We start from the raw sequence: 19,557 nt of genomic DNA, 5'->3' as shown, positions 1-19,557 counted from the left end.
CGGATGAGTCCGTGCGGCCTAATTGCCGCGGCAATCTGGGCCGGTCATGGTTAATTTTCCGGAAACGGAACCGCTTGAATTTAAATGATTGGTTAAAGGCTCCTTGCGGCTTCCAGCACCTCGTCGACGTGGCCGTCGACCCGGACATTGCGCCAGATCCGGGCGATCTTGCCGTCGGCGCCAAGCAGCATCGTAGTGCGAAGAACTCCCAGGAAGCTCTTGCCATACATGGACTTTTCGCCCCAGACGCCGTAGGCCTCCAGCATCGCGTGCGTCTCGTCCGAGATGAGGGGCACGCCGAGACCGTGCTTGTCGCGGAACTTTTCCTGAGCCTTGACTGGATCGGCGGAGATACCGAGCACGGCGGTGCCAGCCTTGGCGAAGGCGCCGGTCAGCCGGGTGAAGTCGATGGCTTCCCTGGTGCAGCCCGGCGTGTCGGCGCGGGGGTAGAAGAACAGGACCAGCTTCTCGCCGGCATAATCCGACAGCGTGACGACACCGCCACCGTCGCGGGGCAGGCGGAAGGCGGGGGCCTTCTGACCCTCGGCCAAGCCGGCCTTCGCAGCTGTTTTGGGCGCTGATGCCGATTTGGAAGAATTTAACCGTTTCGGTGCGGCCTTATGCGATGCTGTCTTTGCTATGGTCCCAGTTGATTTGCTCGCCGGTGTCCGCTGTGTTTTCGCGGACTTAGTTTGAGTCGCAGCCCGCGCTTTCACGGGCGTCTTTTTAGCCGTCGGACTGACGGAGGGCGTTTTGGACGATTTCTTTCGGGATTTCTTGGACATACGCCTTCCTTTCGTCGCTTTCGGCGGGTCAACCAAAGCGGTATTGCAGCCCTTTTCCGGTATGCCGGAATCGTGCCCTCGGCTGGATGAGTCTGACGACGGCGAAGTCTGGTTACAAGGAATTACACGGACCACCCCACTGCTCGTTGAACGCGCTCCCGGGGCGACATGACGAACAGAAGAAATATTCGAGGTATGGCGGCAATGCCGGCGCGGGAAGCTTCGCTTCCCGTCGACGGCTGCGGCCCCGGCGGCGCTCAATCCCACGACGGGCGCCTGTATCGAGAGGCAATGGCAAGGAATACGTCGCCCCAGGATTACAATCGGGATTCGGATCGGCGCGGCAGCCAACCAGAGCAGCAGCAATGGGACGACGCCGATTGGGATCCGGATCAGGAAGCGGCGGCGGGCTATCGGGCGCGCCGGCTGTTGTCGCGTTCCAATTCGGGCTTCCATCGCTTCGCTGACGGGTTTGGACCGCTGCGCCGCTGGCTGGGCGGCGGTCGCTGGCTGAAGCGCGTGGCCGTGGTCGCCGGTGCCCTGGTTGTCATCTTCGTCGGCTGTTTCGGCGCGCTGTGGTGGCGGCTCGGCGCCGGTCCCATCAATCTCGACATTGCGACGCCGTGGCTCGCGGCCGCGATCGAGGACAATATCGGTCACGGCAACACCGTGGAGGTCGGCGGCACGCAGATCGAACGGGCCGGGCGGATCCGAATCGCCGTGCGCATCCGCGATATCGTCGTGCGCGACCACGATCACGTCATTGTCGCCACCGCACCGAAGGCCGAGGTGAAGCTGTCGGGTGCAGGCCTGCTGATGGGGCATCTGCGCGCCGAAAGCCTCAACCTCGTCGATGCCGAGCTCGCGATCCGGATCGCGCCTGACGGCACCGTCACGGTATCGGCTGGCGACACCGCAAAGCCGCTCGCAACCGGCGTCGCATCCAAGAAGGACGCGGGGCTGCCGCCGACTTTCCCGCGGAACGGTGTGCCACCGCCGCCATTCGCCACCGGGCCTGCGACCCCCGACGGATCGCAAGCCGCGACCCAGGCCACGGCCCCGACCGGCATTCTTCAGGGCCTCGACTGGCTCGACAGTCTGAGCATGACCGGCCTCGACGGCCAGAATCTCAACGAGATCGGCCTGAAGAACGGCAATCTGATCGTCGACGACCAGCAGCGCGGCAGCAAATGGACGTTTGAGAACATCACGCTGAGCCTGCGCCGACCCAGCCGTGGCGGCGTCGCGCTCAGCCTCGGCGAGGAGGGCGCGCGTCCGTGGTCGTTGCGGGCCACGGTCGGCCCCACCGAGAACGGCGTGCGCTCGGTCGATATTCGCGCCGACAAGGTTTCGACCGCCAACATCCTGCTGGCGCTGCGGGTGAAGGATCTCACCTACACCGCCGACCTGCCGCTGACCGGCGAGCTCAAGGGCGAGCTCGGCCGCGACGGCGTGCCGACCTTCTTTCGCGGCAAGATCGCAGTCGGTGCGGGCAACATCATCGACACCGATACGCCGGATTATCCGATGGCGATCGACTCGGCCGAGATCAATGTCGAGTGGGACGCCAATCGGCGGGTGCTGGTCGCTCCGTTCAAGGTCCTCTCGGGCGCGAACCGTCTGACGCTTCTGGCTCATGTCGAGCCGCCCAATGGCACCGTCAATGACTGGCAGCTCGGTTTCAGCGGCGGTTCGATCCTGCTCGGCGGCATCGACAACGAGCCGCCGCTGGTCTTCAACCGTATTGCGATCGGCTTCCGCTTCGACACCGACCACAAGAGGCTGCTGTTGACCCAGGCCGACATCTCCAACGGAGAGATCGGCGTCGCCGGCACCGGTGCCATCGACTATTCGGGCGAGCCGCGGCTGACACTGGGTTTTGCGGGAACGCCGATGTCGGCCTCCGCGCTCAAGCGGATGTGGCCAACGCTTGTCGTTCCCGAGTTGCGCGAATGGGTGATCGAGCGGATCGAGCGTGGAACGCTCCAGCGCATCGAGATAGGCGTTAATTCACCGACGAAGAATCTTCCGCGCAAGGGCCCACCCATTCCCGACGACGGCCTGTCCGTCAATATCGTGGCGAGCGGTGTCACGGTTCGCCCTGTCGATGGCCTGCCGGTGGTGCACGATGCCGATTTGAAGGCGCGCGTGACCGGCCGCACCGCGATGGTGAATATCGGGCAGGGCATTGCCGATACGCCGGCGGGCCGCAAGGTCACGATTTCCGACTTCGTCTTCGAGGTGCCCGATATGGCGCCCAAGCCGTCGCCGTCGCGGACCCGGTTCCGTGTCGAGGGTCCGGTGCCCGCAGCCGCCGAAATGCTTTCCAACGATCGCCTGAGCGATCTGTCGTCGACCGTCATCGATCCCAACACCAGCAAGGGGACGTTCTCGGCGAACGTCCAGCTTGGGCTGCCGGTCAAGGGCGAGCTGACCAAAGCCGACACCACCTACAGCGTGACCGCCGATCTCAACGGTTTTGGTGCCGACAAGCTGGTGATGAACCAGAAGCTGGAGGCCAACAACCTCAAGATCGTCGCGAGCAACCAGGGCTATCAGGTCAAGGGCGACGTCAAGATCAACGGGCAGGCGGCCTCGCTCGACTACCGCAAGCCCGCCGAGGGCGATGCGGACGTCAAATTGCAGACCACGCTGGACGATGCGAGCCGCGCGCGCCTCGGGTTCGATCTGGGCCCCGCCGTCAGCGGATCGGTGCCGATCAAACTGTCGGGCAAGATCGCCGGGGGGCCCGACCAGACGACGAGGCTCGGCATCGAGGCCGACCTGACCTCGGTCAAGCTCGACAACATCCTGCCCGGCTGGGTCAAGTTGCCGGGCAGAGCGGGCAAGGCCAGCTTCAAGGTGGTGCCGACGGCGCAATCGACGCGCCTGGAGGAGATCGTCATCGAAGGCGGCGGCGCCTCGATCAAGGGGTCGATCGAGGTCGATGCCAACGGCGATCTCATGAACGCGAACTTCCCGACCTACGCGCCGTCCGACGGCGACAAGGCGTCGCTGAAGGTGGAGCGCAGCCAGGACGGCGTGGTCAAGGGCACCATGCGCGGCGACGTATTCGACGGCCGCGGCTTCCTGAAATCGGCGATCTCAGGCAATTCCAAGGACGATGCCAAGAGCAAGACGAAGAACGTCGATTTCGACATGGACGTGAAGCTCGGCGCCGTCATGGGTTTCAACGGCGAGGCGATGCGCAGCGTCGAGGCCAAGATGTCGCGGCGCAATGGTGCGGTCAAAGCCTTCACGTTGAGCGGCAGGATCGGAAAAGACACGCCTGTGGCCGCCGATTTGCGCGGCGGCCGCGCCCAGGGCAACCGCGAGGTGATCTATCTCCAGACCAGCGATGCCGGCAACTTCCTGCGCTTCACAGACACCACCAACAAGGTCTTCGGCGGCCAGATGGTGGTGGCCATGGAGCCGCCGACGTCGGAGCCCACGACCCGGGAAGGCCTGATCAATGTGCGCGACTTCTCGGTCAAGGGAATGGATCAACTCGATCGCGTCGCGGCGGGCGCTCCCAATGGGGCGCAGAGCGGCGTGGCCTTTACGGCGATGCGTGCAGAGTTCACGCGGCAGAACGGCGCGCTCACGATCCGCGACGGCGTGGTCAAGGGGCCGATGATCGGCGCTACCATCGAGGGCTCAATCGACTTTCCCGGCAATCAGGTCTGCATGAGCGGCACATTCGTGCCGATGTATGGCGTCAACAACATCTTCGGCCAGATCCCGTTGTTCGGCATCTTCCTCGGCGGCGGCAACAATGAAGGATTGATCGGCGTGACCTACGAGGTCGTCGGCACCCCGGCCGCGCCCGTGATGCGCGTCAATCCGATTTCGGCGATGGCACCCGGTCTGTTCCGCAAGATCTTCGAATTCAACACCGGCAAACAGAACTCGCCGTTCGAGGAATTCCCGTCGCAGTCGAACGATGGTTCGACCGGAACGACGCGCCAGCTCTCGAGCGGCTGCACCCTCGCGCGGCGATAGCGGCGAGGCTGCCGAGCTCCTTCCAATAAGCGCGCAGAACGTGGATGGCCGGGACAAGCCCGGCCATGACGACGTGCTGGGTTTGATGCCGGCCGCTTACGCCGCGCGCACGCCGGCCAGGAAGGTTCCGACTTCGCCGGAGAGCTGCTCGGCCTGCTTGGAGAGGTTTGACGCAGCTGCGAGCACCATGCCTGCCGCATTGCCGGTCTCGTTCGCTGCCGTGCTGACGCCGCCGATATTGGTGGTGACTTCCTGGGTCGCCTCCGCCGTCTGCGAGACGCTGCGGGCGATCTCGGCGGTGGCGGCGCCTTGCTCCTCGATCGCGGCGCCGATCGAGGTGGCGATCCGGCTGACCTCCTCGATGGTGGCGGTGATGCCGCCGATGGCGTCTACCGCTTCCTTGGTCGCGCCCTGGATCTGGGCGATCTTGTCGCCGATCTCGCGGGTGGCTTCCGCAGTCTGGCTCGCCAGCGACTTCACCTCCGAAGCGACGACAGCAAAGCCGCGGCCGGCTTCACCGGCGCGTGCGGCCTCGATGGTGGCGTTGAGCGCGAGCAGATTGGTCTGCGCCGCGATGCTGGAGATCAGCTCGGCGACGTGCTCGATCTGCTGGGCTCCGTCCGAGAGGGCGCGCACGATGGTGTCGGTGCGGCGTGCGCTGTCCACGGCACGGCCGGTGACCACGGCGGACTGCGCGACCTGACGGCTGATCTCGGTGATGGACGAGGAGAGCTCCTCGGCGGCGGCCGCGACCGTCTGGACGCGCTGGCTGGCTTCGGTGGCGGCCGAGCCGACGACGGCGGCGCGGCGGTTGGTGCCTTCCGCGGTCGACGACATCGACTTGGCGGTGACCTCCAGTTCGCCGGAGCCCGAGGCCATCAGGCCGACGAGCTGGCCGACGGAGGCGTCAAACCGGTCGGCAAGCGAGATCAGCGCGTCACGCTTCTCCTGTTCGCTGCGGGTCTTGGTGGCGACCTGCTCGGCCTCCAGCTTGCGCGCTGTCAGCGCGGTCTGCCTGAGCACTTCGAGGGTCTCGGCCATGCGGCCGATCTCGTCGCCGCGACCGGTCTCCTCGACCGCCGCGTCGATGGCGCCTTCGGAAATGGCCTGCATGCGGTTCTTCTGGCGGTCGAGTGCGCCGAGCACGTCGCGGGCGATCAGCCAGGACAATGTCGCCATCAGCAGCATCAGGCCGATGCCGATCGCCCCCAGCTCAAGCGTCAAGGCTCGCACGTCCGCATCGATGTCGTCGACATAGAGGCCGTAGCTGATCGTCGCGTTCCAGGGCGCGAATTTGCGCGCGAACACGGTCTTGCGGACGGGCTCCGTCTGGCCGGGGCGGGGATAGAGATAGGAGGTCACGCCGCCCTGTGCGGTCTCAGCGCCAGCCTTGATAATGGCGTCGGCGATCAGGACGCCATTGGAGTCCTTCGCACCGGTGATCTTGCCTTCGAGCTGCTGGTTGGCGCCGTTGACGATGAGGGACGTATCGGCGTTATAGACCACCGGATAGCCTTGGCCGCCATTGAAGCTCATGCGGCGGCCGCGCTGGTGGAACTGGACCTTCGCTTCGGCCTGCGTCAGCTTGCCGGCGCCGACTTCTTCTTCAAGTGATTGGGCGAGGTTGTGGAGCATATCGACCGCGGTCCGCATCTGCTGGACGCGGTCCTCAAGCATGCGGCTCTTGCTGAGCACGGACGACACCCCGATGATGGCCGTGACCGTGAGTGCCGAAAGACAGACCATGCTGGCGAGCTTGGTGCGGATCTTGAGGTGGCTCAGCAGCTTCATCACGGCCTCGACGGAATGGTTATTGTTGCTCGCGTCGGTAGCATGAAATTCTTACCAATCATGAATGGACGCGTGCGACGGCTGCCGCGCAAGCGGCGTCCGCGAGCCGCATGCGCAAACATCCATGCGGAAATGCGCCACGTGGGCGCATGGCAAGTCAACTGGGAGAAAGATTGTGTGGGTCTTTAGTCCCGACCGAAGCCGGTGGGAGCGGACATGAACCGATTCGTTCATCGTCTCATCATGTCGATGCTGCTGGTCGCGGTCCTCGTCCTCGTCTGGAACGTGCTGGGCTCGCGCTGAGATGGCACCCGTAAATGTTCGGGTGCCATCCCCATATCCGCGAATCAATTGCTGATGCCTCAGCGCCGCGGGAACGCGCCGCCGGTTGTGCCGCTAGTCCTTGCCCATCGCCGCATCGGCGCTGACCGAGCCGCCGCCGGCTGCCGAGAGATAGAGGCAGGCGAAGCAGAACAGGATCGCCGCGGTGCCACCATTGAGCAGGGGCAGGAACACCGGCGTCTCGCCCTTGAACATGTGGCCCATGAAGTAGGCGAAGGCCATCTCACCCGACAGGATGAATGCCGCGAGGCGGGTGAACAGGCCGATCATCAGCAGCGCGCCAAGCACGAGCTCAAGCGTACCGGCTGCGTAGATGATCGGCGGGATGTTTGCGAAGTAGGGAAGCACCGGAAACTTGAACAGCTTGGCGACGCCGTACTGAAACAGCAGCAGGCCGGTGACGAAACGAAACAGGCTCAAGAGAACCGGTTGAAAGCGAACGAGATAGGGAAAGTTCATTGGTTTGTGCCCTCCATCCAATGCTTGCGACTAGGACCGCATTCAGTTCTGCCCTGCAAGCCGCCCAAGGGCAATTTGCGCTGACATTTTTGTCATGTCGGACAAAACACCGCAGGAGGGACTTTCACCCGCGCGCCATCCACATCTTTTGCCGCTGTTCGCGTCGTGCCCATCCGTAATTTCCCGGTGACGCGAATGCCCGCAGGTTACCTTCGGGAGACCTAGCGCCGCAAGGCGGGCACGACCAGGAACGGGATCATCCCGAGCACCACGCTGGCAAGCGCGAAGGCGAGCAGCGCGTTGTAACCGTGGGTCGCGTCATGGATCAGGCCGCCGCTCCAGGAGCCGAACGCCGAGCCGAGTCCGCTGCCGATCGAGATCGTGCCGTAAATGGTGCCGACGCGCTTGCCCCCGAAGATCTTCATCGCGGTCGCCGTGATCAGCGGTCCACGTGAGCCCATCATGCTGCCGAAGCAGACCACGAATCCGGTGAGCAGGAGGAGATTGGCGGAGTATTGCAACAGCCACAGCAGGAAGATGCCGAGGATCGAGATCGCGTAGCTGAGCAGCACCGACGGCCGACGTCCGATCAGGCCATCGAGCGCGGACACGCCGAGCATGCCGAACACCAGCACGACGCCGGAGAAGCCCCAGGCGGTCGCGGCCTGCAACGGTGGAAAGCCGGCATCGATCAGATAGGCCACGATCTGGGCGGCAATCGCGTACATGCCGACCGCGGTGAAGAAGAAGGTCGAGAACAGCGCCCAGAAGGCGTGATGGCGCATCGCGCTCGGAAGGGTCCAGCCGTGATCGACGAAATCCGGATCGGTCTTCTTCGCGATATGCGGCGAGCCCGAGGCGAACAGCCGCCATGGCAGCAGCATGAGCGGCACCAGCAGGCCGAGCGCGGCGAAGCCGAACAGCTGGTAGGTTTCGCGCCAACCGAGATGATCGATCAAAAGCTGCGAGGCGGGCAGCAGCGCCAGCACGCCGCCACCCATGGCCGAGTAGACCACCGCCATCGCGGTCGGCAGCTTTGGGCCGAACCAGCGGCCCAGCAGGATCGAGTTCGGCACATTGCCGATGAAGGCGACGCCGACGCCAACGCAGAGTCCGATCGAGAGCTGGAACTGCCAGAGTGACTGCGCGTGCGCCGCAATCAGGAAAGCCGAGCCGAGCAGCAACAGGCCGAGTGCATAGACGATGCGCGGTCCGGAATGATCGAAAAGCCGTCCGACCAACGGCGCAGTCAATCCGCTGACGAGCCAGGTCAGCGAATAGATCGAGACCACTTGGGCGCGATCCCAGCCAAAGTTTTCCGAGATCGGCTTCAGGAAGACGGTAAAGCTTTCGCTGAGGCCGCGGCCGAGCACGGCGAGTGTGAAGCAGAGCGCGAGCACCACGAGCGCGGTGCGCACGACGCCCTGCGGCGTCGCCGTGACGCGTTCCCTGGTCGCTTGCTTGGACTGTTCCTCTAGCGTGCTCTGGTCCATTGCCGATCAGGGAGCGCGCTTCGGCGCGCCCTGACAAGCAGCGAAAAGCTCATACGCCTATGCAGGCCTGAGCAGGATGTGCTTCTTCTTGCCGAACGACAGCTTGATCACGCCTTCCGGCGTCAGGTCGGCCGCCGACAACGCCATCTTCTCGTCGGTGACGGGCTCGTCGTTGACGCGCAGGCCGCCGCCCTTGATCTGGCGCCGTGCTTCGCCGTTAGAGGCAACGAGGCCCGCCTTGACGAAGGCATTGAGCACGCCGAGGCCGGCGTCGAACTCGCCGCGTGGAATTTCCACGGTCGGCAGGCTCTCGGCCAGCGCGCCTTCCTCGAAGGTGCGGCGCGCGGTCTCGGCCGCCTCGTTCGCTGCGTCGCGGCCATGCAGGAGCGCGGTCGCCTCCGTGGCGAGCACCTTCTTGGCCTCGTTGATCTCGGAGCCTCCGAGCGCCTCGAGCTTCCTGATCTCGCTCATCGGCAGCGTCGTGAACAGCTTGAGGAATTTGCCGACGTCGGCATCTTCGGTGTTGCGCCAGTACTGCCAGAAATCATAGGCCGAGAACTGGTCGGCGTTGAGCCAGACCGCGCCTTGTGCGGTCTTGCCCATCTTGACCCCCGATGCCGTCGTGAGCAGAGGCGTCGTCAGCGCATACAGTTGATGCGTGCCCATGCGGCGGCCGAGATCGACGCCCATGATGATGTTGCCCCACTGGTCGGAGCCGCCCATCTGCAAGCTGCAGCCGGTCCGCCTGGCGAGCTCGACATAATCGTAGGCCTGACAGATCATGTAGTTGAATTCGATGAAGCTCATCTCCTGCTCGCGTTCGAGGCGCAGCCGCACGGAGTCCATGGTCAGCATGCGGTTGACCGAGAAGTGCCGGCCGATGTCGCGCAGCATCTCGATCCAATTGAGCTTTGTCAGCCACTCGGCATTGTCGAGCATGATGGCGTCGCTCTTGCCCTCGCCATAGCGCAGCACTTTTGCGAACACGCCGCGGATCGATTCCTTGTTGGCCTCGATCTCGGCGACGGAGCGGATCGCCCGCGTCTCGTCCTTGCCGGAGGGGTCGCCGACCATGGTGGTGCCGCCGCCCATCAGCGTGATCGGCTTGTTGCCGGACTGCTGCAGCCAGTGCAGCATCATCATGGTCAGGTAATTGCCGATGTGCAGCGAGCGGGCGGTGCAATCGTAGCCGACGTAGCCGGTCACCTCGCCCTTGGCGGCGAGTGCGTCCAGCCCCTCGAAATCGGAGCATTGGTGGATGAATCCACGTTCCTGCAGCGTGTTGAGGAAATCCGATTTGAATGCGGTCATTTGTCGGAGCGCCTGACAATTCTTGGTTTACTGTTTCGGGAGCAATTTAAGGGTCTTCCGTGGGAACTCGGTTGCTGCCCGCTACTTTGGCCTGTGGCATTATAAGATGTGTCCCTCTGGCACAAGATCGGCATGCCGGATGGGGCTCTTGAGGACGCTGATCCATGATGTTGATGGCACTCGGTTTGATGAGCGGCACCTCGCTGGACGGGGTGGATGTTGCGCTGATCGAAACCGACGGAAAGCAGGTCAAGGCATTCGGGCCGTCCGGCTACCGGCCCTATAACCCGGCGGAGCGCAACCTGCTGCGTCAGGCGCTGAGCGAGGCCGTGCACCTGCCGCAGCGCGATGCCCGGCCGGGAATTCTGGCCGAAGCCGAACGCGCGGTGACGCTCGCGCATGCCGAGGCGGTGGCCGCCTTCGTCGCCCAGAACCGGATGAAACCGGAAGACATCGACATCGTGGGCTTCCACGGCCAGACCGTACTGCACCGCCCCGAGAAGCGACTGACCGTGCAGATCGGCGATGCGCCGGCGCTGGCCAAGGCGATCCATATCCCCGTGATGCATGATTTCCGTGCCGCCGACGTCGAGGCCGGCGGACAGGGCGCGCCATTCGTGCCGGTCTACCACCGGGCGCTCGTCCATTCGCTGGAGCGCGAAGGGCCGATCGTTGTCGTCAATATCGGCGGCGTCTCCAACATCACCTATATCGACGGCAACGACACGCTGATTGCCTGCGACACCGGGCCCGGCAACGCGCTGCTCGACGATTTCATGTACCGCACCATGAATCAGGCGTTCGACGCGGACGGAAAGTTCGCAGCGCTCGGCAAGGTGGACGAAGCCTGGATCGCGCGGGCGCTGGAGTTGCCGTTCTTCGCAAGCCCGCCGCCGAAATCGCTCGACCGCAACGATTTTGCAGCACTGAAGCTCGGCGAGGTGCTACCGGCCGACGGCGCCGCAACGCTGACCGCCTTCACCGCGGCGGCCATCGCCCGCATCGTCCCGCTGCTGCCACGCAGGCCGCGAAGCTGGATCGTCTGCGGCGGCGGCGCCCGCAACCGGACCATGCTGCAGATGCTGCGGGAGCGCGTGGGGTCCGCCACTGTCGAGGCCGCCGAGACAGTCGGCTGGGCCTCCGACGCCATCGAGGCGCAGGCCTTCGGCTTCCTGGCTGCCCGCGGCCTAAAGGGCCTGCCGCTGTCGTATCCCGCGACCACGGGCGTGCCGATGCCGATGACAGGCGGGGTGATCGCGCGGCCGTGAAGGTGATCCTACATTGATACCGGTCAATGCACATGCATCGAACTTGACGAGTGAATGCAAATGCATCTATATTTAATGCAGTTGCATCCAACCGCCGGGATCTTTGCCATGACCGCTTCACTCAAACTGATCAGCCATAAGCTTTGTCCATACGTGCAGCGCGCCGTGATCGCGCTCAACGAGAAGGGCGTCCCGTTCGAGCGGGTCGACATCGATCTCGCCAACAAGCCGGAGTGGTTTCTCAAACTATCGCCGCTCGGCAAGGTGCCGGTGCTGGTCGTGACGAGCGAGAAGGGCGAGGTCGCGCTGTTCGAGAGCAACGTGATCTGCGAATACATCGAGGAGACGCAAGGCGGCCGAAAACTGCATCCGACTGATGCGCTCGAGCGTGCCGAGCATCGCGCCTGGATGGAGTTCGGCTCGGCGATTCTCGGCGATCTCTGGGGGCTGGAGACCACGACCGACCCGGCGACGTTTGAGAGTAAGCGCCAGGCACTCGTGGCGAAGTTCGCGCGTGTCGAGGCCGCGCTAAGCGCAGGCCCATTCTTTGCCGGCGATGCGTTCAGTCTCGTCGATGCGGTGTTCGCGCCCGTCTTCCGCTATTTCGATGTGTTCGATGAACTGATCGAACTCGGCATCTTCAAGGATCTACCGAAGGTGCGCGCGTGGCGCGCCGAGCTGGCAAAGCGTCCGAGCGTCCGTACTGCGGTGGGCGCGGACTATCCGCAATTGCTGCGCGCCTTCCTCGTGCGCCACGACGCGCATCTGCTCAAGCTTGCGGCCTGAGCCCACGCCGATGTCGCAATCCATGGCCTGGCTGATGCTGGTGATCGCCGGCGCACTTGATGTCGGTTGGGCGATCTCGATGAAATATGCGGAGGGCTACACGCGCGCAGGCTGGAGCATCGTCTCGCTCGTGCTGCTCGCAGCCTTCGTTGTCCTGCTCGGGCGTGCCTTGAAGGTGCTCGAGGTCGGCGTCGCCTATTCGGTGTGGACCGGCATCGGCGCGGCCGGGACTTTCGTCATGGGCGTCGTGCTGTTCGGCGAGACCTTGAGCGCGATGAAACTAGCGGGCATCGCGCTCGTCTTGATGGGAATCGTCGCGCTCAAGCTGGCTTAGCTTTAGTTTGGTAGCCCGGATGGAGCGAAGCGCAATCCGGGGCCTTGTCTCAGCAGATGGAGCTTCCCGGATTTCGCTTCGCTCCATCCGGGCTACAAGGCTCAGCGACGAGGCCTTAGCGCACGTTGGCGAGGCGCATGTCGAGATAGGCGGTGATGGTTTCCATCAGCGGCTCGAGTTTGGCGTCGAAGAAATGATTGGCGCCGGGGATGACCTGTTGGTCGATCACGATGCCCTTCTGCGTCTTCAGCTTCTCGACCAGCGTGTTGACGTCCTTGGGCGGCACCACCGCGTCCTTCTCGCCATGCACGATCAGGCCCGAGGACGGGCAGGGCGCGAGGAACGAGAAGTCGTAGAGGTTGGCGGGCGGTGCGATCGAGATGAAGCCCTCGACCTCGGGGCGGCGCATCAGCAGCTGCATGCCGATCCAGGCGCCGAAGGAGAAGCCGGCAACCCAGCAGGCGCGCGCTTCGGGATTGATGGTCTGCGCCCAGTCGAGCGCCGCGGCCGCGTCCGACAATTCGCCGGTGCCGTGGTCGAACGAGCCCTGGCTGCGGCCGACGCCGCGGAAATTGAATCGCAGCACCGAGAAGCCACGATGCGCGAACGCATAGTAGCACTGGTAGATGATCTGGTGATTCATCGTGCCGTGGAACTGCGGATGCGGGTGCAGGACCATCGCGATCGGCGCGTTCTTCTGCTTGGCCGGATGGTAGCGGCCTTCGAGACGGCCGGCGGGGCCGGTGAAAATAACTTCAGGCATGATGATCTCTTGATTGATCCCTTGAAGACGCTCTTCAACAATCAACCGATTGTGCGGATTTCATCGGCTGCTGGGCCGACCAAGCCGCGAATGGAAGGGTGGAGCGGCGCCCTCGGATGATGCGCGAGCGGCGCGCGGCGAACTGACGCGCGCGTTCTAACATGAGGCGAGGGTCAAAAAGCAAGCATCTTGAACATCGCCCAATGAGCTCAAGAGCTTACCCGGTCATGCCAGTGTCGTGCCGACGGCTGCCGGGACCCAACCAGGTGACGGCCAGGATCGGTGGTGTGGCAACAACCAATTGGAATCACGATTGTTTATCGTTTGTCGGGCGATCGCCGGTGGCGATTCACACCGGCTCGGTGCGATCTCCCAGGGAGGCGACCGCGGGCCGATAGCGGCGACTGCCCCCAAGCGTCTGCCCATTGTCGAATGTGAGCTCGAAATCCCCTGACGGCTTGAAGTCCACGGCGCTCACCCGGTCGAGATTGGCGAGCCTGGTCCGGTGCACGCGCACGATGGCGAAGCGGGCGAGCTCGCTTTCGGTCGCGGCCAACGTGCCGCGGATCAGGTGCTGGATGCCGCTGGCGAGGTTGTATTCGATGTAATTGCCGGCAGAGGCGACCCACAGGATGTCGCGCGGCACGACGCGAATGCGGCTGGTGCCGTCCCGGAGCCAGATCAGATCGAGGGACGACTGCTCCAATGGAACGGCCGAGATGGGCATCGCCGCCCGCACGGCCTTCCGCAGCTCGCGCCGGCTTTCGAGCAGCCAGAGCGTTGCTCCGAGCAGCAAAGCGGTCACGGCATCCTTGCGGAACTCGTACAGGACCGCCGCCAACGAGAAATGGAAGTCGTAGGCACTTCCCGCGAGCCAGAGCAGGAATTTCCGGACCGCTACCATTCCGGTGATGTGGAGGGCCGAGAAGCCAAGCAAGGCGACCGCGGCGATTCCGATCCGAATTGCCAGCGGCCGTGTCTGGCGCATGCGCCGGACGGCCAGCACCAGGATCGGCACCAGCAGCAAGATGACGATGATGCTCGACAGCTCCCAGAACAGTCGCCGGCCAATGTCATAGCTGTCGCCACGCCAGGCGGCGTCCTGCGCGCCGGAGAGCGCATTGACGATCCCGATGGCGAGCGAGACGGCGGCGATCGCGGCGAACATCGTCCCGTCGCCACTGATCCCGCCGGGCCAACCGCTCGTCCCGGACCCCGACGCCTCGTCCCCTCGCGCCCGGTCCTGATCCCAAACCGTCTCGACACGCTCCGTTTCGGGGGCATTTTGGCCGTCAGCCATGGCCCAAAACCCGTGTTTGCCGTCCCGCCGAGGAGCAGAGAACCATGTCAACACCGCAACAAATTTCGACTTCGGAACGACGCATCGATCTGGATTGGGTGCGGATTTTAGCGTTCGGGCTCTTGATCTTCTACCACGTCGGCATGCTCTACGTGTCCTGGGGGTTTCACATCAAGAGCGAGCACCGGCTGACTTGGCTCGAGCCCCTGATGCTGGTCATCAATCCCTGGCGGCTGTCGCTGTTGTTTCTGGTTTCCGGCGTCGCCACCCGTTTCATGCTGGGCAAGTACAACCTCGGTGCCTTCGTCCGCACGCGCTCGGCACGACTCCTGATCCCACTGATCTTTGGCATGTTCGTGATCGTGCCGCCGCAGTCCTACCTCCAGATCGTTGAGAGCCTCGGTTACCCCGCCGGCTTCGCCGATTTTTACGTCCGGCACTATCTGGCGTTCGGAGCGCAATTCTGCCCGAACCCCTGTATCGTGCTGCCGACCTGGAACCATCTCTGGTTCGTAGTCTATCTATGGGTCTACACCGTCGCGCTGGCCGGCGTGCTCTGGCTGCGGCCCATGCTGGCCGATCGGCTCGGCCCGAGACTGGCTGTCCTCCTCACCGGACCCGGGCTGCTGGTCCTGCCGTGCCTTTTGTTCGCGGCCTGGCGCTTGCTCCTGTTTCCGGCCTTCCCGTCGACGCACGCGCTGTTCGGCGACTGGTACAACCATGCGGACCATGCGACCGCGTTCCTGATTGGCTTCCTGCTGGCGAAAGAGGGCGGTATCTGGCGCGATATCGAACGGCAGCGCTGGATTGCGCTCGCAGTTGCCGCAAGCCTGTTCGTCCTGTTCATTCTGCTTCGTGCCGGCCTGGTCGAGCCATCGCCGATGCTGAGATGGTTCGCGAGCTCGGCCTATGGCTGCTACCAATGGCTGGCGATGGCGGTGGTGCTCGGCTTTGCGCGACGCCACCTGACGGCCGACGGCCCCGTGCGCCGCTATCTGACCGATGCGATCTTTCCCTATTACATCGTGCATCAGACCGCGATCATCATGATCGCGCACGCATTGCAGAGCAGCGGGCTATCAGCCGGAAGCGAAGCCGCCATCGTAATATCAGGCACCGCGCTCACTTGCCTCGTCGCCTACGAGATCGCGCGTCGGATCGCCTGGCTACGGCCACTGTTTGGCCTCCGGACAGAGGTCCGATCCTCGGCCGGAATTGCGCAGCAACAGCCGGCCTGATGTGCGGCGGCTGCCGATTGGCGCGAGGGTAAAAGATGCTAAGAGGGCGCCATGCCGAGCCGCGTCTATCTCGACTGGAATGCGACCACGCCGCTGCGCGCCGAGGCGCGCGCAGCGATGCTGGCCGCCTACGAGCTGATCGGCAATCCGTCCTCGGTTCATGCCGAGGGGCGACAGGCGCGGCGGCTGGTCGAGGACGCTCGCGCCGCCCTCGCCGCAGCCGTAGGCGCGCTGCCGCGGAATGTCGTCTTCACCTCCGCGGGAACCGAGGCCAACGCGCTGGCGCTGTCGCCGGGCCTGCGAGGGCCGTCTGGCAGGCCTGTGGAGCGGCTTCTGGTCTCGGCCGTCGAGCATGCTTCGGTGCTGGCAGGCGGCCGGTTCCCGGCAGATGAGATCGGTCAGATCAAGGTCACGCGCTCCGGCGTGATCGACCTCGATCATTTGAAGGCGCTGCTCAGCGAGGGCCCGCCGGCGTTGGTCTCCGTCATGGCCGCCAATAATGAGACGGGCGCGCTGCAGCCGGTCACTGACGTCGCGGGAATCGTTCACGGGGCCGGCGGCCTCCTGCACGTCGATGCAATCCAGGCGCTTGGAAAAATCCCTTTTGATATCAAGGTGATCGGCGCGGACCTTGCGACCTTTTCTGCGCACAAGATCGGCGGCCCCAAGGGGGTCGGCGCGCTGGTCGTGGCCGACGGCGTGGCCGGACTTGCGCCGGTGCTGCGGGGCGGCGGGCAGGAGCTGAACCGGCGCGCCGGAACCGAGAATGTCGCCGGCATTGCCGGCTTCGGGGCATCCGTGCGGGTTGCCCTTCAGGCTTTGCCGGAAGATGCGGAGCGCATGGCAACCCTCAGAGATCGCTTGGAAAATGGCATTCGCTCCATGGCCGGCGCCACGGTCTTCTCAGACGACGTCAAGCGGTTGCCAAATACCGTTCTTTTCACGGCTCCCGGCTTGAAAGCCGAGACCGCGGTGATTGGCTTCGACCTCGAGGGCGTCGCCGTGTCCTCGGGCTCTGCCTGTTCCTCGGGCAAGGTGCAGCCGTCCCACGTGCTGTCGGCGATGGGGTATGATCCCACCGTCGCGCAAGGAGCGGTGCGTCTAAGTCTGGGCTGGTCCACGGAGCCGGATGACATCAACAGGGCGTTAGAGGCTTGGCGAAAGCTCGGTAATACCCTACTTAAGGGATAAGCGATGAAACACGGCTTGAACGGTTCTAAGCGCGTGCGTCCCGCCAAGAAACATCGTAATAGTCGTCCGAGTTTGATGATCCACCGCGGTCCTTGAAACCGCGAGCGGAGGATAGAATGCCAGCCGTGCAAGAGACGGTCGAGCGCGTGAAGCGCATCGACGTCGATCAGTATCGTTATGGATTTGAGACCCTGATCGAGTCCGACAAGGCCCCCAAGGGGCTGTCGGAAGAGACCGTCAAGTTCATCTCCGAGAAGAAGAACGAACCCGCCTGGATGCTCCAGTGGCGGCTCGAAGCCTATCGGCGCTGGCTGACCATGACCGAGCCGACGTGGGCCCGCGTCGACTATCCTAAGATCGACTTCCAGGACCTCTATTACTATTCGGCTCCCAAGCCGAAGAAGACGATCACCTCGCTCGACGAGATCGATCCCGAGATTCTGAAGACCTACGAGAAGCTTGGCATTCCCTTGCGGGAAGTCGCCATGCTCGAAGGCGTCGAGCCGAAGCCCGGCGAGGAAGACCCCAACAGGCGCAAGATCGCGGTCGACGCCGTGTTCGATTCGGTCTCGGTTGCGACCACCTTCAAGGCCGAGCTGAAGAAGGCCGGCGTGATCTTCATGCCGATCTCAGAGGCGATCCGCGAGCATCCCGAGCTGGTGCAGAAATATCTGGGATCCGTGGTGCCGACCTCGGACAATTTCTATGCGACGCTGAACTCGGCGGTGTTTTCGGACGGCTCGTTCGTCTACGTGCCGCCGGGCGTGCGCTGCCCGATGGAGCTGTCCACCTATTTCCGCATCAACGAACGCAACACCGGCCAGTTCGAGCGCACGCTGATCATCGCCGACAAGGGCTCCTACGTCTCCTATCTCGAGGGCTGCACCGCGCCGCAGCGCGACGAGAACCAGCTGCACGCGGCCGTGGTCGAGCTCGTCACGCACGACGACGCCGAGATCAAATATTCGACGGTTCAGAACTGGTATCCGGGCAATTCGGAAGGCAAGGGCGGCATCTACAATTTCGTCACCAAGCGTGGTGACTGCCGCGGCAACAATTCCAAGATCTCCTGGACCCAGGTCGAGACCGGTTCGGCGATCACCTGGAAGTATCCGAGCTGCATCCTGCGCGGCGACAATTCGCGTGGTGAATTCTACTCGATCGCGATCTCGAACGGCTATCAGCAGGTCGACTCGGGCACCAAGATGATCCATCTCGGCAAGAACACGTCGAGCCGCATCATCTCCAAGGGCATCGCCGCCGGCAAGTCGCAGAACACCTATCGCGGGCTCGTCACGGCGCATCGCAAGGCGACCGGCGCGCGCAACTTCACCGCCTGCGATTCGCTATTGATCGGCGACAAATGCGGCGCGCACACCGTGCCCTACATCGAAGCCAAGAACTCGTCGGCGACGTTCGAACACGAGGCCACCACGTCCAAGATCTCCGAGGACGTGCTGTTCTACTGCATCCAGCGCGGCCTCACGCAGGAGGAGGCGGTCGGCCTCGTCGTCAACGGCTTCGTCAAGGACGTGCTCCAGCAACTGCCGATGGAATTCGCGGTGGAAGCGCAGAAGCTGATCTCGATCTCGCTCGAAGGATCGGTCGGCTAGCGCCGGCCTCATCCTGAGGAGGCCACGTAAGCGGCCGTCTCGAAGGATGGATACGGAAAGATTGTTGGCCTCAATCCTTCGAGACGCGCCTGCGGCGCTCCTCAGGTTGAGGAGATAGATGGAAACAAGATATGGCTTTGCTCGAAGTGAAAGACCTGAAGGTTCGTGTCGAGGAGCGTGAGATCCTCCATGGGCTGACGCTGACCGTGAACGAGGGCGAGATCCACGCGATCATGGGGCCGAACGGCTCCGGCAAGTCGACCCTGTCCCACGTCATCGCCGGCAAGCCCGGTTACGAGGTCACCGCCGGCGAGATCCTGTTCAAGGGCGAAGACCTGCTCGCGATGGCCCCGAACGAGCGCGCCGCCAAGGGCGTGTTCCTGGCGTTTCAGTATCCGGTCGAGATTCCCGGCGTCTCCACCATGAATTTCCTGCGCACCGCGCTGAACGCGCAGCGCAAGGCGCGCGGCGAGAGCGAATATTCGACGCCGGACTTTTTGAAGAAAGTCCGCGACGTCTCGAAGTCGCTGAACATCCCGCAGGACATGCTCAAGCGCGGCGTCAATGTCGGCTTCTCCGGCGGCGAGAAGAAGCGCAACGAGGTGCTGCAGATGGCGCTGTTCGAGCCGAGCCTGTGCATCCTCGACGAGATGGATTCCGGCCTCGACATCGACGCGCTGCGCATCGCAGCCGACGGCGTCAACGCGCTGCATTCGCCCAAGCGCGCGATGGTCGTCATCACCCACTATCAGCGGCTGCTCAACTACATCGTGCCTGACGTCGTGCACGTGATGTCGAAGGGCCGTGTCGTGAAGAGCGGTGCCAAGGACCTGGCGCTGGAGCTGGAGTCGTCCGGCTACGCCCAGTACGAGGACGCGTAA

General features: G+C 63.9%; 15 protein-coding genes. 8 read left to right on the top strand and 7 right to left on the bottom strand.

The window, feature by feature from the left end; genetic code table 11:
• Positions 1 to 92 precede the first annotated feature (92 nt).
• On the bottom strand, positions 93 to 785 hold the full coding sequence (locus IVA75_RS21995) for a peroxiredoxin (RefSeq protein WP_247286754.1): 693 nt from the start codon (positions 783 to 785) through the stop codon (positions 93 to 95).
• Between the two features lie 204 nt (positions 786 to 989).
• Between IVA75_RS21995 and IVA75_RS21990 the strand changes: the two genes are divergently transcribed.
• A complete protein-coding gene (locus IVA75_RS21990; protein WP_247286220.1) occupies positions 990 to 4,787 on the top strand; it encodes a DUF3971 domain-containing protein in 3,798 nt (1,265 codons plus the stop codon).
• Positions 4,788 to 4,883: 96 nt separating this feature from the next.
• Here IVA75_RS21990 and IVA75_RS21985 read toward each other — a convergent pair whose 3' ends face one another.
• The 4 genes from IVA75_RS21985 to tyrS form a co-directional block, all read right to left on the bottom strand.
• A complete protein-coding gene (locus tag IVA75_RS21985) occupies positions 4,884 to 6,578 on the bottom strand; it encodes a methyl-accepting chemotaxis protein (RefSeq protein WP_247286219.1) in 1,695 nt (564 codons plus the stop codon).
• A 396-nt stretch (positions 6,579 to 6,974) separates the two neighbouring features.
• Positions 6,975 to 7,379, bottom strand: a complete 405-nt coding sequence (locus tag IVA75_RS21980) for a DoxX family protein (protein WP_247286218.1) — start codon at positions 7,377 to 7,379, stop codon at positions 6,975 to 6,977.
• A 221-nt stretch (positions 7,380 to 7,600) separates the two neighbouring features.
• A complete protein-coding gene (locus IVA75_RS21975; RefSeq protein WP_247286217.1) occupies positions 7,601 to 8,872 on the bottom strand; it encodes an MFS transporter in 1,272 nt (423 codons plus the stop codon).
• A gap of 57 nt (positions 8,873 to 8,929) precedes the next feature.
• Complete coding sequence (tyrS, locus tag IVA75_RS21970; protein WP_247286216.1) at positions 8,930 to 10,183, bottom strand: tyrosine--tRNA ligase; 1,254 nt, start codon at positions 10,181 to 10,183, stop codon at positions 8,930 to 8,932.
• Positions 10,184 to 10,347: 164 nt separating this feature from the next.
• On the opposite strand from tyrS, the gene IVA75_RS21965 reads away from it, so the two are divergent.
• The 3 genes from IVA75_RS21965 to IVA75_RS21955 all read left to right on the top strand — a co-directional run bounded on the left by IVA75_RS21965 (position 10,348) and on the right by IVA75_RS21955 (position 12,571).
• Complete coding sequence (locus IVA75_RS21965) at positions 10,348 to 11,451, top strand: anhydro-N-acetylmuramic acid kinase (protein ID WP_247286215.1); 1,104 nt, start codon at positions 10,348 to 10,350, stop codon at positions 11,449 to 11,451.
• A gap of 108 nt (positions 11,452 to 11,559) precedes the next feature.
• The gene (locus tag IVA75_RS21960) at positions 11,560 to 12,237 is read left to right on the top strand and encodes a glutathione S-transferase family protein (RefSeq protein WP_247286214.1); all 678 of its coding nucleotides are present in this window, start codon (positions 11,560 to 11,562) and stop codon (positions 12,235 to 12,237) included.
• A 10-nt stretch (positions 12,238 to 12,247) separates the two neighbouring features.
• Entirely contained in the window at positions 12,248 to 12,571 is a 324-nt protein-coding gene (locus IVA75_RS21955; RefSeq protein ID WP_247286213.1) for a multidrug efflux SMR transporter, read from the top strand.
• 115 nt (positions 12,572 to 12,686) lie between these two features.
• On the opposite strand, the gene IVA75_RS21950 is transcribed toward IVA75_RS21955, so the two are convergent.
• Both IVA75_RS21950 and IVA75_RS21945 read right to left on the bottom strand, forming a co-directional pair.
• Positions 12,687 to 13,334, bottom strand: a complete 648-nt coding sequence (locus IVA75_RS21950; protein WP_007591562.1) for an alpha/beta hydrolase — start codon at positions 13,332 to 13,334, stop codon at positions 12,687 to 12,689.
• 349 nt (positions 13,335 to 13,683) lie between these two features.
• A complete protein-coding gene (locus tag IVA75_RS21945) occupies positions 13,684 to 14,634 on the bottom strand; it encodes a LytTR family DNA-binding domain-containing protein (protein WP_247286212.1) in 951 nt (316 codons plus the stop codon).
• A gap of 44 nt (positions 14,635 to 14,678) precedes the next feature.
• Here IVA75_RS21945 and IVA75_RS21940 point away from each other — a divergent pair, with 44 nt between their 5' ends.
• The 4 genes from IVA75_RS21940 to sufC all read left to right on the top strand — a co-directional run bounded on the left by IVA75_RS21940 (position 14,679) and on the right by sufC (position 19,557).
• A complete protein-coding gene (locus tag IVA75_RS21940) occupies positions 14,679 to 15,872 on the top strand; it encodes an acyltransferase family protein (protein ID WP_247286211.1) in 1,194 nt (397 codons plus the stop codon).
• A gap of 51 nt (positions 15,873 to 15,923) precedes the next feature.
• Entirely contained in the window at positions 15,924 to 17,063 is a 1,140-nt protein-coding gene (locus IVA75_RS21935; protein ID WP_247286210.1) for a cysteine desulfurase family protein, read from the top strand.
• A gap of 116 nt (positions 17,064 to 17,179) precedes the next feature.
• Positions 17,180 to 18,676 (top strand): Fe-S cluster assembly protein SufB, encoded by a 1,497-nt coding sequence (sufB, locus tag IVA75_RS21930; RefSeq protein WP_027569858.1) that lies wholly within the window; start codon positions 17,180 to 17,182, stop codon positions 18,674 to 18,676.
• Between the two features lie 131 nt (positions 18,677 to 18,807).
• Positions 18,808 to 19,557, top strand: coding sequence for a Fe-S cluster assembly ATPase SufC (gene sufC / locus IVA75_RS21925; protein ID WP_247286209.1), 750 nt, complete (start codon positions 18,808 to 18,810; stop codon positions 19,555 to 19,557).

Source organism: Bradyrhizobium sp. 134 (assembly GCF_023074155.1).
In the GTDB taxonomy this organism is placed as follows: domain Bacteria; phylum Pseudomonadota; class Alphaproteobacteria; order Rhizobiales; family Xanthobacteraceae; genus Bradyrhizobium.
Note: the sequence above shows the minus strand (reverse complement) of the source record. Positions and strands in the feature narration are given on the sequence as shown.